This window comes from Rhizobium sp. LEGMi-198b (assembly GCF_054114205.1).
This window is the reverse complement of record NZ_JBSYVH010000002.1, coordinates 78,887-96,196: the sequence shown is the minus strand read 5'-3', so window position 1 is coordinate 96,196 and position 17,310 is coordinate 78,887. Positions and strand designations below refer to the sequence as shown.

Genomic DNA, 17,310 nt, shown 5'->3' with positions numbered 1-17,310 from the left:
TTAAAACATTACCACTATCCACCCCTTGGGCAAAGGCATGCGCCATGAACCCAATTTGCCAGTACCGTAGTGACACATTCCCCCAAGCGTGACAATTAATTCCACGGTTGGGACACTGTCCCATTAAGTCATTGTTAACACTTTTCGTCTGCGCAATTTGCTGAAAACCTAATAATTTAGCCATGTTTAACGCGCGTTAACCATGTCGGCAGATTTAAGGCCCAACTGTCCCAAAATTTAACTCGATTGCCATCGGCAGGCCGCAACCATACGGCAAATCCCAGAGACAGTTATAGATATAAGACGGGAGAGTTGGCATATGGCAGCATTGAATATCGCATTCGAAGCCCCGGACAATTCGCGGGGCGCGGCGCCGTCGCGGGAGCGGGCGATCGATCTGGTTCACCTGGCAAAGCAGACGATGGGCGACAAGGCCCTGGAAGTGGAAGTGCTTCAGATGTTTGCCCGGCAGGCGCGTTCCTGTCTGCAGGAAATCGGTTGCGGCGACCGCAAGCGCGCGATTGCCGCATCGCATCGGTTGAAGGGCGCGGCAGGCGCTGTCGGCGCGTTCAAGGTGGCCGACGCCGCCAATGCGCTTGAGAGCGATATCGGTGACGCCGCGCGCATGGCTGCGGTCACGGCCTGCGTCATCGAGGCTGAGAATTTCATTTTGAAGTTGTCGCGTTGAGCTGACGCCGCCCGAAATCACCTAATGTTTGCCCTTGCGCTGCCAAACGGTTTCTGCCGTTTCGGCGGCGCAATTGTTGACTGCCCCCGGGAATTGTTGGAAGAAAAATTCCGGATCCTTCCTTCACTCACGAATACCGGAATTCATTCACATGACCAAACTGACCATCGTTGCTTTCGACGGCACCCGTTTTGATCTCGACGCCGACGAGGGCTCCACCGTGATGGAAAATGCCGTGCGCAATTCCGTGCCGGGCATCGAGGCGGAATGCGGTGGCGCCTGCGCTTGCGCCACCTGTCATGTCTACGTCGATGAGGACTGGGCCGAAAAGGTCGGCGGCCCGGAAGCAATGGAAGAAGACATGCTGGACTTCGCCTTCGATGTCCGTCCGACTTCGCGTCTGTCCTGTCAGATCAAGGTGACGAAGGCACTTGATGGCCTCGTCGTGCATGTTCCGGAGCGCCAGGCCTAAGTCCATCTCCCGGGAATGCGGGCCGTTTGGAACGCGTCCACAAAAAAGAAGCCCCGCTCAGCTTGTCGCAGCGAGCGAGGCAAGGCGGGCGCATCACCAACAGGCAAGGGAGGAAACACCTGCGGCTTCAGGACGCGCCAGGAGAACACTGGACACACGCGTTAAACACTGAACTCGACAGCGCGGCGGGACGAACGAACCCGTCACGCAGAAACTCTGATCGGTCTTTGCGAAAACCCCTCTGGTTTCCGATAACAATCCGGCTGAGCGGATCGACGCGATATGCAACAGGAAAAACCTATTTCAGATTCTCGTAAAGTTCAAAAATGAGAAGTTGTGAATGATTCACAGGTATAGTGACAGTTTTCACACAGATTGTTGTGATCAGAGCGCCATTTCGCGAAAAAAGATCTGTTAGCGACCTGTCATTCACCAGTTTGCTGGCTGCGATAGGTCATCAGCCTCTGGATGCGGCTCTGAAAATTGATCGCTTCGATTTTGTCGAATCGGGCCTGATCCTCGTCATGCAACTGCGTTTCCTGCGTGGTCACGTTGTTTGCCTGGTCCTGAAGCGTGTCGCAGTCCTTTGCCGAAGGCAGGGCAAGGATCGACTTTTCCATCCGCCGCGCATGTTCGCGCGCAATTTCCGCATGCCGATCCTCGTGGCGGCGGATATCCGCCGAAAGCGTATCCCAAATCATCGATAGCTGCCGGGTCGCATGCCGACGGTCGCGCCAGCGCGGCAGAATGATTTCGGTATCGACCGTGATCTTGACGTCGGAAATATAGCAGCGGCCGTTCCGCTCCGCATATGTCGCATTGCCGCCGAAGCGAACCTTGGTTGCGCCGGGATGGCGGCTGCTGGAACCCATCGTAACCGGTCCGTGCGCATTCAATGCCGCATCGAGCGCATCGGCGCTGTCTCCTTTGATATCGAAATAAGAGACGGATTTGTGAGCAACCACCTCCGCATCGGCGCCGCTGAAAATGCCGCACAGAAGCAACAGGATAAGCGAGACCCGGATCTGTCGGGGTGCAAACGGCATTCGTGCTGCTACCAGGTTGAACTTCGGCGGAGCTTGCGGCATAGCCACTGCAAGCGCAATATCCGGCGCGAGGTTTTTTCATTTTCAATGGGATGGACGGATCGTGACAGAGCTTCGCAGCCATAGCTGGCATGTCGCGCATGGGCGCAGCCTCGATGTCGGCGAACGGAGCGCCATCATGGCGGTCGTCAATGTGACGCCGGATTCCTTTTCCGACGGCGGACACTACGAGGCCGTCGACACCGCGGTCGCACATGCTCTTGCCTGCGTGGAGGAGGGCGCTGCGATCATCGATATCGGCGGGGAATCGACCAAGCCAGACGTTGAGGCAGTCAGCGCCACGGAGGAGCAAGGTCGTGTTCTGCCCGTCATCGAGGCGTTGCGTGGCAAGACGGATGCGCTGATCTCCATCGATACCTATCGTGCCGATACCGCTAGACTGGCGATCAGCGCCGGCGCGCATATCGTCAACGATGTCTTCGGCCTGCAGCGCGAGCCTGAAATCGCGGCATTGGCAGCGAAGACCGGCGCCGGGCTTTGCATTATGCATACCGGCCGCGAACGGGCAAAGCTTCCCGATGTCATCGACGACCAGGTGCTGTTTCTCAGCCGATCGCTCGATATCGCGGCAGCGGCCGGCGTGAACAGGCAGAATATCGTCCTCGATCCCGGTTTCGGTTTCGCCAAGGATGTCGAGGAGAATCTGGAGCTGATGGCGCGCTTCACGGCACTGCTCCGCTTCGAACTGCCTTTGCTGGCCGGCACATCGCGCAAACGATTCATCGGTGCGGTGACCGGACGGGATGCGCCGGATCGGGATGTGGGAACTGCGGCGACCAGCGCTATATTGCGTTTGCAGGGTGCTGCAATTTTTCGGGTACACAATGTCGCAATCAACAGGGATGCCCTGGCGGTTGCCGATGCTATCCTCAAGACACGGGCGAAACTAGGCGGCAGGACGCCATGAGCGATATGATCTACACCATCACCCTTCAGAATTGCGCTTTCTTCGCCCGCCATGGCGTGCACGACGAAGAAGAATTCCTCGGCCAGCGCTTCTTCGTCGATGCCGAGCTCGATGTCGAAGCCGGCGCTGCATTGGAGCAGGATTCGATCGACGATACCGTCAATTACGGCATCGCCTTCAGCGTTATCGAGGAGATCGTCACCGGGCGCCGTCGCTATCTGATCGAGGCGCTGGCCCTCGATGTCGCGAAGGAATTGTGCCGGCGCTTTCCGAGCGTGCGCCGGGCGAAGATCTCGGTGCGCAAACCCAATGCGCCGGTTCCGGGCGTTCTCGATTATGTGCAGGTGAGCGTTGAGCATTTTGCCTGAGACCGGACAAACGCGCGCCACCCTCGGCCTCGGCGGCAACCTCGACAATCCCGTCAAAGCCATGGCGCTTGCCTTGCGCACGCTTGATGCGCGCACCGACTGCCACGTCGCTGCGGTTTCGCGCCTTTACCGCACGCCGCCCTGGGGCAAGACGGACCAATCCTTCTTCTACAATTCGTGCGCAGCGGTCGATACGACGCTGTCGCCGGAGGCGCTGCTCGATGTCTGCCTGGGTATCGAGCGGGATATGAAGCGGGTGCGTATCGAACGCTGGGGGCCGCGGACGATCGATATCGATATCCTGACCTATGGCGATCTCGAGCGGGCCGAACCGCTGTTGGAGATCCCGCATCCGCGTATGACCGAACGCGGCTTCGTGCTGATGCCGCTTGCGGATTTCGCGGCCGACCTCGTGGTTAGCGGTCGCAAGGTGGCGGATTGGTTGAGCGAAGCGGATGTGCAGGGAATAGAAGTGGCGGACGAAAGCCGCGATTGGTGGAAACCGGCGTAATGCCGATGCCCCCTTCGTGATGAAGGCGTCTCGGTCGGAAACGAAAAACGCCTCCGCCTGATCGCATCAGGCGGAGGCGTCATCTGCCGTCAGTGCATAAACGTTACTGGATTGACCCGACAGCCATTTGGTCGATATCGGCGGCCCGCTGCAGCGTCACGCCGATGACGGGCACCATCTGATCGTTGACCTTGACGGAAATCGTTACATTCATCGTCTTGTTGTCCGCGACGCGGGCGATCATGGCGCCGTTCAGCTTTTGGCGATTGAGGCCAAGGACCACGGTGCCGTCGTTGACTGTGCCCGATGTGACGTCCAGGCCTTTGCCGGCCGCGCCGTCCAGGAATTTCCCGGTATAGCTGCCGCCGTTCTGGGTGATTTCCGCCGTCATCGGCTGCTGGAAGACGCCAACGCGGCAAGTTCCGTCGAGTTTAACACCGGCCGTGCCGCCGTTGAGCGCCTGGCCCGTCAGGTTGCAGGTGAATTTCGTGCCCTTGTACTTGCCGGCGACGATCTCGCCCGGGCCTCGCCATGAGCCGGCGACGGACTGAAAGAAGGCCTTGTCACGGGATGCCGCATCGGCTGAATGCACCCAAGCTCCTGCAGAGAGGGCTGCGGCGGCAAAGCCGCAAACAAGAAGAAATTGGCGCGAAAACATGGACATTCCCTAACGAAGAGGAACCGGAAACTGGTTTCCACTTTTGCCTTAGAATGGTTAATGCTTGGTTTCTTATGGAGGTGAAAGCCGCCTTTACAGGCGTTTGCTGCACTCAGCGGCCGGTCACGTTTGGCGCCAGATCCCCGACGAAATCGCCGATCCCCGGCCGTTTCAGCGCTTTGAACGACAATGGCCGGCAGAGATCCATTGCAGCGATGCCGATGCGCGCCGTCATCATGCCGTTGACAACGCCTTCACCCAGCCGGGCCGAGAGTTTCGAGGCCAAACCGTGGCCGATCAACTGCTGCACGATGCTGTCGCCGACGGCAATGGAGCCGGTAACCGCGAGGTGAGCGAGCACGTCGCGCATTAGCCTGATCATGCCGAGCGTGCCCGGCCTGCCGCCGTAGAGCTCCGCCATGGCGCGCACCAGCCTGGCCGATTCGTAGAGCACGTAGAGAATGTCGACCAGCGCACGCGGGCTGACGGCCGTGACGACCGAAACGCGTTTGGACGCGCCGAGAATCAGCGCCCGGGCTCGGCGATCGAGCGGACCGAGCAGTTCCCGTTCGGCAAGGTCGATCAAATGCGGCGCGTCGATAATATCGTTTTCCGCCGCTTTCAACGTCGCGCGGCCCTTCGCCGTTTCCGGATTGGCTTCCAGAAGCGAGCAGAGGCGTTGGACCAGGGCTTTTGCGCGTGCCGGACGTGTCTCCACACTGGCGGCTTCGGCCTCCGCTTTGATCGTCTGCACGGCCGCAAGCCGCATCATGCCCGCAGTCTCGCGAATGACGATGGCGAGGACGGCGAGGATGCCGATGCCGAGCACCGCAAGGGCGGTATAGCCCAACCAGTCGGCGCGGCTGAAGAGATCGCGAATCAACTGATCGGTCCACAGACCGAAGGCGAGCGACACAAGAATGCCGAAGGCGCCGGCGGCGATCTTGCCGAAAGAGAAACCTCGGCGGCGCGGCGCGGCCACCGCTGTTTCAGCATCGGGAGCGGCGAAAGCAGGGTTGAGGAATGGATCTTCCTCATCCGGCGTCAGCACGATTTCCGTATCGAAACTCTGTGGCTTGCGGCGCGGCGCCTCCGCAGCCGCTTTTGCAGCCGCATCGCCTTTCGACATTTCCGGCTCGACCGAAAAGGCGGCGGGACGGCGGGAACTGCCTCTGGGATCGTCTGCGGTCGGCTTCGTCATGCGAGGCGGTCTCCGAACAGGAACTGCATGGCGCGGTCGAGGCGGATATGCGGCACGGAAAGTTTGATGCCGGCGCCGGTCTCGTCCAGCTCCGGCGGGCGGAAGCGGACGACGCTCACCTCGGGCAGATGGATACTTGCGGCACCTGGTTCAAGCGCATCGAACAGCCATCGCGGATTTTCCGGGAGGTCGCCGGGGAAAACAGCCGTTTTGCGGTTGCCGTCGAATGTCTCGCCGGCGATGGCCTCGCGATCCATCGGCGTGCCGACGATGACGGGAAGCGTATGACCGTCGCGTTTTACCGTGGCCTCGCGCGTGGCACGAACAGAGGCGATCGCCATGACCTCGATGCCGGCGCCGGCCATGCCGATCCGTTCGATGGCGCGTTCCACCAGGCGGCGGGTCAGCGCCTCCAGCCGGTCGTGACTTTCGTGATGAAGATGATCGGCCTTGGTTGCGGCGACCAGTACGCGGTCGATGCGGCGGCCGAGCAGCGAGGAGAAAAAGGAATTGCTGCCAGGACGGAAGCAGGCAAGCACATCCGTCAGAGCGCGCTCCAGATCCTGAACCGCTTCCGGGCCACGATTGATGGCCTGCAATGCGTCGACGAGGACGATCTGCCGGTCGAGGCGGGCGAAATGCTCGCGGAAAAAGGGTTTTACGACGACGGACTTATAGGCCTCATAGCGGCGCTCCATCATTGCCCACAGCGAGTTCTTCTGCGCTTTGCCTTCAGGCGGAGGCACCAGCGGCGCGAAGGTCAGTGCCGGTGAACCATCGAGATCGCCGGGCAGCAGGAAACGGCCGGGGGGCAAGGTGGACAGCGAACGTTCGTCAGATTTGCAGGCTTTGAGATAGCTGGAGAAAGCGGCGGCGAGTTCGCGCGCAATTGTCTCGTCCGCGGATGCGGAAGCATCGGTTGCCTGCGTTATCGCCAGCCATGCACGCGACAGCTCCGCGCGAATACCGGTTTTCGCCAGCATCAGTGTTTCCTCACTGAAGGCGCGGAAGTCCTTGCCGAGCAATGGCAGGTCGAGCAGCCATTCGCCGGGATAATCGACAATGTCGATGGAAAGGCGCCCCGGCGAAAACAGCCGGTTCCAGCCGCTGGCGCTCTGATAGTCCAGCGTGATGCGCAGTTCCGAGATGGCCCGCGTCGAATCCGGCCAGACACGCTCCTTCACCAGCGCGCGGATATGATCCTCATATTGGAAACGTGGGACCGCATCGTCCGGCTGCGGCTCGAGGCGTGCGGCGGAGACCCGGCCGGATTGCACCGGCTCGAACAGCGGCAGGCGACCGCCGTTCAGCAGATTGTGCACCAGGGAGGAAATGAAAACGGTCTTGCCGGAACGGGAAAGGCCGGTAACTCCGAGCCGGATCGTCGGATTGACGAGGCCTGTCGTGCGGTCGACGAGATTATCGAAGGCGATCAGGGCGTCGTCTGTGAAGGAGGTCAGGCTCGGCGGCAAGGCGAAATCCCAGAGTGACAGCGTCACGGTCAATATAGGAAGCAATGCGAGGCCCGAAAAGAGACCGGACTTTGCGGGTCAGGGCCACAAGATAATCGCTCGATCGGATATCTTGCTGCTGAGCCTATTCCGTGACGAAATCCGTGAGAACCCAGCCCGACGGCGTGAAGTCGATGACGGCGAGCCCGGCGGTCGGAAAACCCTTGGGCAACGCAGAGACCAGGGCTTTATGGCCGATCAGCGCTTCCAGCGCATGTTCAATGGTAGGATTGTGGCCGACCAGCATGACCGAATCCTCGTTCACCTGCGACGAAATAATGTCGAGATAGGTGTCCGTCGTGGCGTCGTACAGCTCATCGACATAGCGAAACTCGGTAGCCGGGCTCATGGCGCGGCGGATGGCGTCGGCAGTCTGGCGGCAGCGCCGCGCCGTCGAGGAGATGACGAGATCCGGCTTATAGTCCTTGTCGACAGCTTTTTCGGCGACGATCTCAGCCGCGGCATAGCCATGATCGCTGAGCGCACGATCGAAATCCTTCTGGCCGGACGTGGCTCGCTGAGCCTTGGCATGACGCAACAGGTAAATCCGAGAGGGCGGCGGCTTAATGCTGGTCATAGCGGAATTCCCATGCTCGATTTCCCCTGACGTACCGCCTGATCCTATATGCCGTCAACTGCGGAGCAATCGGGGACACGGGGAGGTTGGCGCTCATTCACGCGAAGGTTATGGTTCTACCACATTTTCGGCTTCGCCAATATATGGTGAAAAAATAAACCTTTAGCCCAATTTTATGACAAATTTAAAAATCCATTTACCACGTCTATTTGGCTTGAATCGATACTACCGGTTGGGATATACAGCGCGCCATATGAGATGTTCTTCAGGAGAATCGCGTTGAGTGAGAAGATCGATCTTAGCAATTATGTGCCCTCGGAAGACGAGGAGTTCATGAATGGAAACCAGCGGGCTTACTTTCGCGCAAAGTTAGTCGCCTGGAAAAATGATATCCTAAGAGAAGCGCGCGAAACCCTCGACCACCTGGCCGAAGAAAGCGCAAATCATCCCGATCTCGCTGACCGGGCTTCTTCCGAAACCGACAGAGCCATCGAACTTCGGGCCCGCGACCGTCAGCGCAAGCTTATCTCGAAAATCGACGCCGCGTTGCAGCGCATCGAAGATGGCACCTACGGTTACTGCGAGGAAACCGGCGAGCCGATCGGTCTCAAGCGTCTGGACGCCCGTCCGATCGCGACCCTGTCGATCGAGGCGCAAGAACGCCACGAGCGCCGCGAGAAGGTCTATCGCGACGAATAGGTCTCGGACCCTCCGATTGGAGCGAAAAATTGAGGCACGGCGGAGATTTCCGTCGTGCCTTTTTCATGTTCGCAGGAGCGGTTGGCCGCGCCTCATTTGTCGCGGTTGACGCTCATTTCGCCGAAAATGCGGGCGACCTCTTTCTGAAGCGCGGTATCCGCTTTCTGAAGCGCGGTATCCGCCCCGGTCATCGGCGGCAGTTCCGGATCGCGGCGCTGCGCCGGGGAGGCCGCAGGCTGCTGAATCTGCCGTTGCGGCACATTCGGGATGATCCGTTCCGCGGTAAGATTGTTTGACATTTCCGCTTCCAATATGCGCTGGAAATCGGCGCCGGGCTCGCGCACTGGCGGCGGTGCCACCACGGGCGGCGCCGAAGCGACTGCGGGCGCAATCGGCTGGCGGATCGGCTGCGGAGAGGCGGCCATGGGCTGGTGGACAGGCTGTGGGGCGGCAGCGACACGCGCCGGCTCTTGCGGTAATACGTGCCGACGAGCGGCATCGAGAATATCGGCGACTTCCGCTTCCCCCAGCATCGCCACCGATTCGGGCGTGCGCTGTTGTGGCGCCAAGGCGGGTTGCGGGCGCTCGGCCGCCGGTGCGACATGAAGATGAGCCGGTTCAACGGCAGCACTGGGTTCCTGCGGCATATAGGCTTCGACCGCAGCTTTCTGGGGGACGGGTGGCTCGGAAGCGGTCGCCGGCAAATGATCGAGGCGCGGGGCTTCCTGCGCCGGTTCCAACCGGCGTTCGTAGGCCAGCGGCGTTCCGACTGGGGTCGGTGCCGGCATGCCTGCTTTGGCGGCATCGGAAATCCCCGACTCAATGACGATATCGGTCGGGCCGCCGATCATGATAAGATGTTCTATGCCATCGCGCCGTACCAGCACCAGCCGGCGGCGAGCGTCGACGGCCGCGGCGTCCAGCACCTGCAGGCGAGGCTGACGGTTCTTGCCGCCGCGCACGAAAGGCGAGGGCGCTCGGTTGCGGAAGATCCAGAGGATGCAGATCAAGAGGAGGAGGGCAATGCCGACCCCACCGGCTGCAAGGAAAAAGCGACTGCCATAGGCCCCGGCGATTTCGTCCCACATTTCGAGATACTCCGTAATTGTTCCCCAATGCCGCAGCCTTGCCGTTAAAACGACCGGTCCCGCGTCCGCACCTTTGTCTCGATATGAGGCGATCATATGGACAGGTCCGCTCCGGAAACAAGATAGATCGTAATTTGTCCAGCGCTCTTCCTTGTGAATACAGGCCTTTCTAGCCCCGCAAAGCTTTTTGCTGATGCGGCAAATTGCTAAAGAAGATTCGAAAGTTCCGAATCCGGCGATCCGTCAAGTGCATGACGTGAGAAGGAAGAGGGCGGAGACGAGGGGTTTATGACGAAGCAGCGTCAGTCCGACGAGTATAGCGTGCCGCTGGTGGATCGCGGGGTTCGTTCGGGCACCGTGCTGCGCATCATCCTGCTCGCCCTGGTGCTGGTGGCCGCCGCCGCCGCTTTTGTCGTTTTCAAGGACCAGCTCGACAATGAAACCGTGCTTGGCGGGCTCGGCATTCTCGCCATGGTCGGCATCTTCTTTCTCGTCTCCTCGATTATCGGTTTCGTGGAAGTCATGCCGCAGACGCAGTCTGACAGCCTGGCGCGCTCATTCCTGAACAGCCATCCGGACGGCACGCTGATCACGGACGAAAAGGGCCGCATTGTCTACGCCAACGGCGCTTACGGTCGGTTGACCGGTGCGGCCAAGGCGACCGACGTCCAATCGCTGGAAACGCTGCTGTCCCGCAATCGCGAATCCAACGAAGCGCTTTATCGCCTTGCCAACGGGCTGCGCGACGGCAAGGAGGGTTCGGAGGAGTTCCGGCTCTTGAAGCCGCTCGGTCCTGGGGAAAGCAATGGCAACGGCGCGCATTGGTATCGCCTAAAGGCGCGTGTGCTGCCGCCTGAGCAGGGGCGCGGCAAAGCGCTACATATCTGGCAGATCACCGACATCACTTCGGAGCGGGATGATCAGGAGCGTTTCTTCAAGGAATTGCAGAACGCCATCGACTATCTCGATCATGCGCCGGCCGGCTTCTTTTCAGCCGGCCGCAAGGGCGAAATCTTCTATCTGAACGCGACGCTCGCCGAATGGCTGGGCTTCGATCTGACCAAATTCACGCCGGGCTCGATGACTATCGGCGATCTCGTGGCCGGCGAGGGTCTGACGCTTATCCAGTCCGTCCAGGCCGAACCCGGCCTGAAAAAGACAGTGACGCTCGATCTCGACCTGCGCCGTGCCAACGGCCAAAGCCTGCCGGTGCAGATCGTCCACAGTGTCACTTCGATGCGTGACGGGGCGCCTGGCGAAAGCCGCACCATCGTGCTGACACGGCAGAATGGAGGCGACAACGATCAGTCGGCCTCCGTTGCGGCGATGCGCTTCAGTCGCTTCTTCAACAACACGCCGATGGCGATCGCCTCCGTGGACGGTGCAGGTCGCATTCTGCGCACTAACGCACCCTTCCTGAAGCTCTTCTCCGATCTCGTTTCGCGCGACGATATCGAGCGTGGCGCCGCCCTCGAGAGCATCGTCTTTGACGCTGACCGGCCGCGGCTGGAACAGGCACTTGCCGCCGCCAAGGATCGGCAGGGCGATATCCCGCCGATCGATTCACGCAATCCTAAGGACGATACACGGCATTTCCGCTTCTATATCAATGCCGTCATCGATCAGACCGACGAAGCGCCCGAAGAAGCGGCCATCGTCTACGCTGTCGAAGTGACCGAGCAGAAGGCGCTGGAAACGCAGATGGCGCAGACTCAGAAGCTGAATGCGGTCGGCACGCTCGCCGGCGGCATTGCGCATGATTTCAACAATGTGCTGACGGCGATCCTGTTGTCGTCGGATCATCTGCTGCTGCAGGCAAGGCCATCCGACGCGAGCTTCGCCGATCTGATGGAGATCAAGCGCAACGCCAACCGCGCCGCCGTGCTGGTGCGGCAGTTGCTGGCCTTCTCGCGCAAGCAGACGATGCGGCCGACGATCCTCAATCTGACGGATGTGATCGGCGACCTGCGTATGCTGGTGGACCGGCTGCTGTCGGGCACACATGTCAAGCTGGATGTCGATTATGGCCGCGATCTCTGGCCGGTGAAGACCGACCTGTCGCAGTTCGAGCAGGTGCTGATCAACCTCTGCGTCAACGCCCGCGATGCCATGCCCGAGGGCGGCACGCTGACGCTGCGCACCCGCAATTTGTCGGCAACGGACGTGGCTGCCTTCAACTATGCCTATCTGCCGCATGAGGAAATGGTGCTGGTCGAGGTCAGCGACACGGGTACGGGGATCGCGCCCGACATCATGGACAAGATCTTCGAGCCCTTCTTCACGACGAAGGAAGTGGGCAAGGGCACCGGGCTTGGCCTTGCCATGGTTTATGGCATCATCAAGCAATCGGGCGGCTACATCCACCCGGAATCCGAAGTCGGCAAGGGCACGACCTTCCGCATCTTCCTGCCGCGCCATATCGTCGAAATTCCCACGGTGATCGAAGGTCAGGCCTCCGAAAGCCGGGATATCTCGGCGATGGACCAGAGCGTTGCCGCTGTCGTCCCGCCGCCGGAGGAGCCTGCGGACCTCACCGGCAAATCGGCCGTCGTTCTGCTTGTCGAAGACGAGGAGGCGGTGCGCAGGGGTGGCAAGCGCATGCTCGAGACGCGTGGCTATACCGTCTATGAGGCGGGATCCGGCGTCGAAGCGCTCGATATCATGGATGAACTCGACGGACAGGTGGATGTCGTCGTTTCCGACGTCGTCATGCCGGAGATGGACGGACCGTCGCTGCTGCGTGAATTGCGCAAGAAATATCCCGATATGAAGTTCATCTTCGTATCCGGCTATGCCGAAGATGCCTTTGCCCGCAACCTGCCGGCCGATGCCAAGTTCGGCTTCCTGCCGAAGCCTTTCTCGCTGAAGCAGCTTGCCGTCGTGGTCAGGGAAACGCTGGATCGCTAAGTGAGGGAGGCCGGGTAAAGCGCTGTTTTGATGCGCTTTATCGCTCTGCGAACCAAAGAAATATGCAAGCTTTGGACGATACCGGCGTCACAAGTCCAACGTTCACCATTGCCATTCCAATCTGATCCGTGGCATCAAACCGATATGACCGACCTCGCTAACGCCAGCCTGCGGATGTGGTGGCGCTCCTTCTAGGAGCGGCAGTCGTCATTTCTTGAAATCGACCCTTGCCGCCGTGATCCGGCAGGCATGGTCATTTCCCGGCATCTTTCCGATCGCGGCGGCTCCTTAACGGAGCAACTAAATGTCACCTATCGATAATCGCCCGGTCATTCTCACAGGCGATCGGACTACAGGTCCCCTCCATCTCGGTCACTACGTCGGTTCTCTGAGGAACCGCGTGGCCCTCCAGCATACGCATCGGCAATTCCTGCTTCTGGCGGATATGCAAGCGCTGACCGACAACGCGCATGATCCGGAGAAGATTCGCCGGAACGTGCTAGAAGTCGTCTTCGATTATCTCTCCGTGGGGATCGATCCGGCCGAAACGACGATTTGCCTGCAATCTGCATTGCCGGTGCTGGCCGAACTGACGGTACTGTATCTGAACTTCGTGACCGTCGGACGGCTGGAGCGCAACCCGACCATCAAGACGGAAATCCAGCTTCGCGGCTTTGAGCGTGATGTCCCAGCAGGTTTTCTTTGCTATCCCGTCGCTCAAGCGGCTGACATCACCGCCTTCAAGGCGACGATCGTCCCGGTGGGCGAAGATCAGGCTCCGTTGATCGAACAAACCAACGAAATCGTGCGTCGTCTCAACCGGCAGGCCGGCCGCGAGGTTCTTCCGGAAGCCGAGGCAATGATCCCGACGGTCGGCCGCCTGCCGGGCGTCGATGGTAAGGCCAAAATGAGCAAGTCGCAGGGCAATGCCATCCCGCTATCCGCATCGCCGGACGATATTCGGCAAGCCGTGCGCCGGATGTACACCGATCCCACTCACCTGCGCGCCGCCGATCCGGGAAAGGTGGAGGGTAATGTCGTCTTCACCTATCTCGATGCCTTTGCCGAGGATAGGGCTTTCGCCGAAGAGCTGAAGGCACGCTACCGAAGGGGCGGTCTTGGCGACATGGTCGTGAAACGGCATCTTGAAGATATTCTGCAAGCTCTGCTTGCCCCGATCCGAGAGCGCCGTGCCCGGTACGCCGCTGACCCCGGCTACGCACTGGAAGTCCTGCGGCGAGGTACGATCAGGGCCAGACAGCGGACGGAGGCAACCCTTGCGGAACTGCGCACCGCGTTGGGTCTGTTCACATTGACCTAAAGCGGCTGCGCGGGTTGCCATCCGTTATCGACGCGACTCGCTTCCGATTATTCCGCCAGCGCAACCGCGATTTCCGCGGCAAGGCGCGCATTGTTTTCGACCAGCGCGATATTGGTCTTGAGGCTGCGGCCGTCGGTGATGTCGAAGATGGTGCTGAGCAGATAGGGGGTGACCGCCTTGCCGGCGATTTCGTCACGCTCGGCGCTGTCCAAGGCGCGTTCGATGTAGATTTCCATCTCCTCACGCGGGATTTCATCGGCTTCCGGAACTGGATTGGCGATCAGCATGCCACCGTTGATGCTAAGCTGTTCACGGGTTACCTGGAAGTTGGCGATGGCGGCAGGGCTGTTCAAGGTCAGCGGGCTCGGCAGGCCGGAGGAACGCGACCAGAAGGCGGGGAATTCGGCGCTGTCGTAGGTGACGACGGGCACGCCGCGGGTTTCCAGTACTTCCAGTGTTTTCGGAATATCCAGGATGGCCTTGGCGCCGGCGCAGACCACGATGACGTCAGTGCGGGCGAGCTCTTCCAGGTCGGCCGAGATATCGAAGCTTTCCTCGGCGCCGCGATGCACGCCGCCAATGCCGCCGGTCGCGAAAACCTTGATGCCGGCCCGCGCTGCGGCGATCATTGTCGCGGCAACTGTGGTGGCGCCCGTGCGGCGCTCTGCAATGGCGAAGGCGAGGTCGGCGCGCGAAACCTTCATCGCACCAGTTGTCTGGGCGAGCGCCTCCAGCTCTTCAGGCTCCAGGCCGATATGCAGCACGCCATGAATGACGGCGATCGTTGCCGGCACGGCGCCTTCCTGCCGGATGATCGCCTCGACGCTGCGCGCCATCTCGATATTGCCGGGATAGGGCATGCCATGGGTGATGATGGTCGATTCCAATGCCACCAATGGAGCGCCGCGCAATTTTGCTGAAGCAACCTCCTTCGAATAGGAGATCGGCAGCAGGGGTGAAATGGGCTTGGTCATGGTTGTGTCCGATTGGCTGAGTTGGGAGATGCGAAATTCGTGCGCTTCATGACAAAATAGCGGCTTCGGGAACAAGAGCCAGTATTGCCTTCAGAAGCTCAGGCGAAAGATCCTCCGCCGTGGCGAAAGGTGATTGCACGGTGATCGCGGCGGCCGCTGCCCCGTGGCGCACCGCCTCGCCGAGATCGTGACCGGCAAGCAGGGCGGCCAGAACACCGGCGGCGAGCGAATCGCCGGCACCGGTGACATCGGCAACCTCATCGATAACGGGCGGCTGCAGGCTGACGGCGGCATCGCCGGAAAAAGCGATCAGTTCGCGTTTGCCACGTGTAATGACACCACCCCTGAGGCCGAGTGCGCGCAATCCGGCGATCCAATGGCGCGGATCGTCCGGACGGCTCTCCGTCAGCGCCGCAGCTTCGGCCTCGTTCAGAAAAAGATGGTCGATGCCGGCAAGGCAGGGCTTCAGGCGCACCACTTTGGCCGGCGAAATCGCGATCGCGGCCAATGGCTTGCCGCAATCGGCTGCGCGCATTGCGATGGCGGCCAGCGTTTCGGCCGGCAGATTGGCGTCGCAAAGGATCAAGTCAGTGGCTTCGAAGGCATCGCGGATGGCGCGGATCGTCAGCCGGCGCGGCACGAACAGCTTATAGAGCTCCATGTCGGCGAGGGCGATCACCAGATTGCCGTCGCGTTCGAGGATTGCCGTATAGCTCGGCGTCTTGCGATCGAGAAAAACGAAGGGCTTGTCGTCGACGCCGGCATTGAGCGCCGCCTCCGCAACCATCTCGCCCGCCGCATCGCCGCCGCGCGGCGAGATCAGCCGCACATCAAAGCCGAGACGGGCCAGATTGCGCGCCGCGTTGAAGCCGCCGCCGCCCGGCTCCTCGAACCAGGCACCGGGGTTACTGGCCCCTGGCGCCGTCTCGCCGAAGATGCGGCCGCGCCGGTCGATATGGGCACCACCCAGAACGAGAATCTTCTTCGTCATCTCGATCTCCTCAGCGCTTCCAAAGGCGAATCGAGCCGGTTGATATCTCACGCAAAATGCCGGGCAAGGACACGTAAGTGCTTGCTATGAAAGAAGAAAACAAATGTAGAACAAAATTCATTTTACCTTTTTCTTTCAATTGCTTGTTGTGCCCTTGCGACATGAGAACAAATGGAGTACACAATTCTCATCAGCGGCGACATTGCTTGAGCGGCTTCAATAACCTAAAGGTGGATCGGATGTCTCAGAATTCTTTGCGGCTTGTAGAGGACAAATCGGTGGATAAAAGCAAGGCACTTGAAGCGGCACTCTCTCAAATTGAGCGGTCGTTCGGCAAGGGCTCGATCATGAAGCTCGGCTCGAACGAGAACGTGGTCGAAATCGAAACAGTTTCCACCGGCTCCCTGAGCCTCGATATCGCTCTCGGCATTGGCGGCTTGCCGAAGGGACGCATCATCGAGATCTACGGGCCGGAAAGCTCCGGTAAGACGACGCTTGCGCTGCAGACCATTGCCGAATCCCAGAAGAAGGGCGGCATCTGCGCCTTCGTCGATGCCGAACACGCGCTCGATCCTGTCTATGCCCGCAAGCTCGGCGTCGACCTGCAGAACCTCCTGATTTCGCAGCCGGACACCGGCGAACAGGCGCTTGAAATCACCGATACACTGGTGCGCTCCGGCGCCATCGACGTTCTCGTCGTCGACTCCGTTGCCGCGCTGACGCCGCGCGCTGAAATCGAAGGCGAGATGGGCGACAGCCTGCCGGGCATGCAGGCTCGCCTGATGAGCCAGGCGCTGCGCAAGCTTACCGCTTCGATCTCGAAGTCCAACTGCATGGTCATCTTCATCAACCAGATCCGCATGAAGATCGGCGTCATGTTCGGCTCGCCGGAAACGACGACCGGCGGCAATGCGCTGAAGTTCTATGCCTCCGTCCGTCTCGATATTCGCCGTATCGGCTCGGTCAAGGAGCGTGAAGAGGTGGTCGGCAACCAGACCCGCGTCAAGGTCGTCAAGAACAAGATGGCACCGCCCTTCAAGCAGGTGGAATTCGACATCATGTATGGCGAGGGCGTTTCCAAGACTGGTGAGCTGATTGATCTGGGTGTCAAGGCTGGCATCGTCGAGAAGTCCGGCGCCTGGTTCTCCTATAACAGCCAGCGTCTGGGGCAGGGCCGCGAAAACGCAAAGCTCTTCCTGCGCGACAATCCGGATCTTGCTCGCGAGATCGAGCTGTCGCTGCGCCAGAATGCAGGTCTTATTGCCGATCGCTTCCTGCAGAATGGCGGACCAGACGCTGATGACAGCGACGCCGCGGACGCGTAATTTCCG

At 60.3% G+C, this 17,310-nt stretch carries 17 protein-coding genes; 9 read left to right on the top strand and 8 right to left on the bottom strand.

Going from position 1 to position 17,310, the window contains the following annotated elements:
• Nucleotides 1-319: 319 nt before the first annotated feature.
• Together ACXHXG_RS07195 and ACXHXG_RS07190 are read left to right on the top strand one after the other, a co-directional pair.
• Nucleotides 320-688 (top strand): Hpt domain-containing protein, encoded by a 369-nt coding sequence (locus ACXHXG_RS07195; RefSeq protein WP_457898881.1) that lies wholly within the window; start codon nucleotides 320-322, stop codon nucleotides 686-688.
• A gap of 151 nt (nucleotides 689-839) precedes the next feature.
• Nucleotides 840-1,160: a 2Fe-2S iron-sulfur cluster-binding protein gene (locus ACXHXG_RS07190; protein ID WP_104823256.1), complete on the top strand. Its 321-nt coding sequence runs from the start codon at nucleotides 840-842 to the stop codon at nucleotides 1,158-1,160.
• 425 nt (nucleotides 1,161-1,585) lie between these two features.
• Here the strand turns inward: ACXHXG_RS07190 and ACXHXG_RS07185 are convergent, their stop codons facing one another.
• Nucleotides 1,586-2,206 carry a DUF922 domain-containing Zn-dependent protease gene (locus tag ACXHXG_RS07185; RefSeq protein ID WP_457898880.1) on the bottom strand — a complete coding sequence of 207 codons (621 nt, stop codon included), beginning with the start codon at nucleotides 2,204-2,206 and terminating at the stop codon, nucleotides 1,586-1,588.
• A gap of 103 nt (nucleotides 2,207-2,309) precedes the next feature.
• Here ACXHXG_RS07185 and folP point away from each other — a divergent pair, with 103 nt between their 5' ends.
• From folP to folK, 3 genes are read left to right on the top strand one after another with little or no spacing between them, the layout of a single operon-like run.
• On the top strand, nucleotides 2,310-3,173 hold the full coding sequence (folP, locus tag ACXHXG_RS07180; RefSeq protein WP_457898879.1) for a dihydropteroate synthase: 864 nt from the start codon (nucleotides 2,310-2,312) through the stop codon (nucleotides 3,171-3,173).
• 5 nt (nucleotides 3,174-3,178) lie between these two features.
• Complete coding sequence (gene folB / locus ACXHXG_RS07175) at nucleotides 3,179-3,541, top strand: dihydroneopterin aldolase (protein WP_283051258.1); 363 nt, start codon at nucleotides 3,179-3,181, stop codon at nucleotides 3,539-3,541.
• Nucleotides 3,525-4,052 (top strand): 2-amino-4-hydroxy-6-hydroxymethyldihydropteridine diphosphokinase, encoded by a 528-nt coding sequence (folK, locus tag ACXHXG_RS07170; protein ID WP_457898878.1) that lies wholly within the window; start codon nucleotides 3,525-3,527, stop codon nucleotides 4,050-4,052. The genes folB and folK overlap by 17 nt, the downstream gene beginning before the upstream one ends.
• A gap of 103 nt (nucleotides 4,053-4,155) precedes the next feature.
• Here folK and ACXHXG_RS07165 read toward each other — a convergent pair whose 3' ends face one another.
• The 4 genes from ACXHXG_RS07165 to ACXHXG_RS07150 form a co-directional block, all read right to left on the bottom strand.
• On the bottom strand, nucleotides 4,156-4,710 hold the full coding sequence (locus tag ACXHXG_RS07165) for a hypothetical protein (RefSeq protein WP_104825113.1): 555 nt from the start codon (nucleotides 4,708-4,710) through the stop codon (nucleotides 4,156-4,158).
• A 112-nt stretch (nucleotides 4,711-4,822) separates the two neighbouring features.
• Nucleotides 4,823-5,911 (bottom strand): YcjF family protein, encoded by a 1,089-nt coding sequence (locus tag ACXHXG_RS07160; protein ID WP_457898877.1) that lies wholly within the window; start codon nucleotides 5,909-5,911, stop codon nucleotides 4,823-4,825.
• Nucleotides 5,908-7,383 carry a YcjX family GTP-binding protein gene (locus ACXHXG_RS07155; RefSeq protein ID WP_104825112.1) on the bottom strand — a complete coding sequence of 492 codons (1,476 nt, stop codon included), beginning with the start codon at nucleotides 7,381-7,383 and terminating at the stop codon, nucleotides 5,908-5,910. The genes ACXHXG_RS07160 and ACXHXG_RS07155 overlap by 4 nt, the downstream gene beginning before the upstream one ends.
• A 124-nt stretch (nucleotides 7,384-7,507) precedes the next feature.
• Nucleotides 7,508-7,999 (bottom strand): SixA phosphatase family protein, encoded by a 492-nt coding sequence (locus ACXHXG_RS07150; protein ID WP_457898876.1) that lies wholly within the window; start codon nucleotides 7,997-7,999, stop codon nucleotides 7,508-7,510.
• Nucleotides 8,000-8,278: 279 nt separating this feature from the next.
• On the opposite strand from ACXHXG_RS07150, the gene dksA reads away from it, so the two are divergent.
• Nucleotides 8,279-8,698 (top strand): RNA polymerase-binding protein DksA, encoded by a 420-nt coding sequence (gene dksA, locus ACXHXG_RS07145; protein ID WP_028753038.1) that lies wholly within the window; start codon nucleotides 8,279-8,281, stop codon nucleotides 8,696-8,698.
• 92 nt (nucleotides 8,699-8,790) lie between these two features.
• On the opposite strand, the gene ACXHXG_RS07140 is transcribed toward dksA, so the two are convergent.
• Nucleotides 8,791-9,786 carry a flagellar biosynthetic protein FliO gene (locus tag ACXHXG_RS07140; protein ID WP_457898875.1) on the bottom strand — a complete coding sequence of 332 codons (996 nt, stop codon included), beginning with the start codon at nucleotides 9,784-9,786 and terminating at the stop codon, nucleotides 8,791-8,793.
• 288 nt (nucleotides 9,787-10,074) lie between these two features.
• Between ACXHXG_RS07140 and cckA the strand changes: the two genes are divergently transcribed.
• Together cckA and trpS are read left to right on the top strand one after the other, a co-directional pair.
• The gene (cckA, locus tag ACXHXG_RS07135; RefSeq protein WP_104823250.1) at nucleotides 10,075-12,693 is read left to right on the top strand and encodes a cell cycle histidine kinase CckA; all 2,619 of its coding nucleotides are present in this window, start codon (nucleotides 10,075-10,077) and stop codon (nucleotides 12,691-12,693) included.
• Nucleotides 12,694-12,997: 304 nt separating this feature from the next.
• A complete protein-coding gene (gene trpS, locus ACXHXG_RS07130; protein ID WP_457898874.1) occupies nucleotides 12,998-14,014 on the top strand; it encodes a tryptophan--tRNA ligase in 1,017 nt (338 codons plus the stop codon).
• 47 nt (nucleotides 14,015-14,061) lie between these two features.
• Here the strand turns inward: trpS and ACXHXG_RS07125 are convergent, their stop codons facing one another.
• Nucleotides 14,062-14,988, bottom strand: coding sequence for a pseudouridine-5'-phosphate glycosidase (locus ACXHXG_RS07125; RefSeq protein ID WP_104823248.1), 927 nt, complete (start codon nucleotides 14,986-14,988; stop codon nucleotides 14,062-14,064).
• Between the two features lie 46 nt (nucleotides 14,989-15,034).
• A complete protein-coding gene (locus ACXHXG_RS07120; RefSeq protein ID WP_457898873.1) occupies nucleotides 15,035-15,979 on the bottom strand; it encodes a carbohydrate kinase family protein in 945 nt (314 codons plus the stop codon).
• A 239-nt stretch (nucleotides 15,980-16,218) separates the two neighbouring features.
• Here ACXHXG_RS07120 and recA point away from each other — a divergent pair, with 239 nt between their 5' ends.
• Nucleotides 16,219-17,304, top strand: a complete 1,086-nt coding sequence (recA, locus tag ACXHXG_RS07115) for a recombinase RecA (RefSeq protein WP_104825111.1) — start codon at nucleotides 16,219-16,221, stop codon at nucleotides 17,302-17,304.
• Nucleotides 17,305-17,310 lie beyond the last annotated feature (6 nt).

Coding starts and splice junctions, on each gene's coding strand:
- ACXHXG_RS07195 (WP_457898881.1), top strand. CDS start 320: ATGGCAGCATTGAATATCGCATTCGAAGCCCCGGACAATTCGCGGGGC.
- ACXHXG_RS07190 (WP_104823256.1), top strand. CDS start 840: ATGACCAAACTGACCATCGTTGCTTTCGACGGCACCCGTTTTGATCTC.
- ACXHXG_RS07185 (WP_457898880.1), bottom strand. CDS start 2,206: ATGCCGTTTGCACCCCGACAGATCCGGGTCTCGCTTATCCTGTTGCTT.
- folB (WP_283051258.1), top strand. CDS start 3,179: ATGATCTACACCATCACCCTTCAGAATTGCGCTTTCTTCGCCCGCCAT.
- ACXHXG_RS07165 (WP_104825113.1), bottom strand. CDS start 4,710: ATGTTTTCGCGCCAATTTCTTCTTGTTTGCGGCTTTGCCGCCGCAGCC.
- ACXHXG_RS07160 (WP_457898877.1), bottom strand. CDS start 5,911: ATGACGAAGCCGACCGCAGACGATCCCAGAGGCAGTTCCCGCCGTCCC.
- ACXHXG_RS07150 (WP_457898876.1), bottom strand. CDS start 7,999: ATGACCAGCATTAAGCCGCCGCCCTCTCGGATTTACCTGTTGCGTCAT.
- ACXHXG_RS07140 (WP_457898875.1), bottom strand. CDS start 9,786: ATGTGGGACGAAATCGCCGGGGCCTATGGCAGTCGCTTTTTCCTTGCA.
- cckA (WP_104823250.1), top strand. CDS start 10,075: ATGACGAAGCAGCGTCAGTCCGACGAGTATAGCGTGCCGCTGGTGGAT.
- trpS (WP_457898874.1), top strand. CDS start 12,998: ATGTCACCTATCGATAATCGCCCGGTCATTCTCACAGGCGATCGGACT.
- ACXHXG_RS07125 (WP_104823248.1), bottom strand. CDS start 14,988: ATGACCAAGCCCATTTCACCCCTGCTGCCGATCTCCTATTCGAAGGAG.
- ACXHXG_RS07120 (WP_457898873.1), bottom strand. CDS start 15,979: ATGACGAAGAAGATTCTCGTTCTGGGTGGTGCCCATATCGACCGGCGC.
- recA (WP_104825111.1), top strand. CDS start 16,219: ATGTCTCAGAATTCTTTGCGGCTTGTAGAGGACAAATCGGTGGATAAA.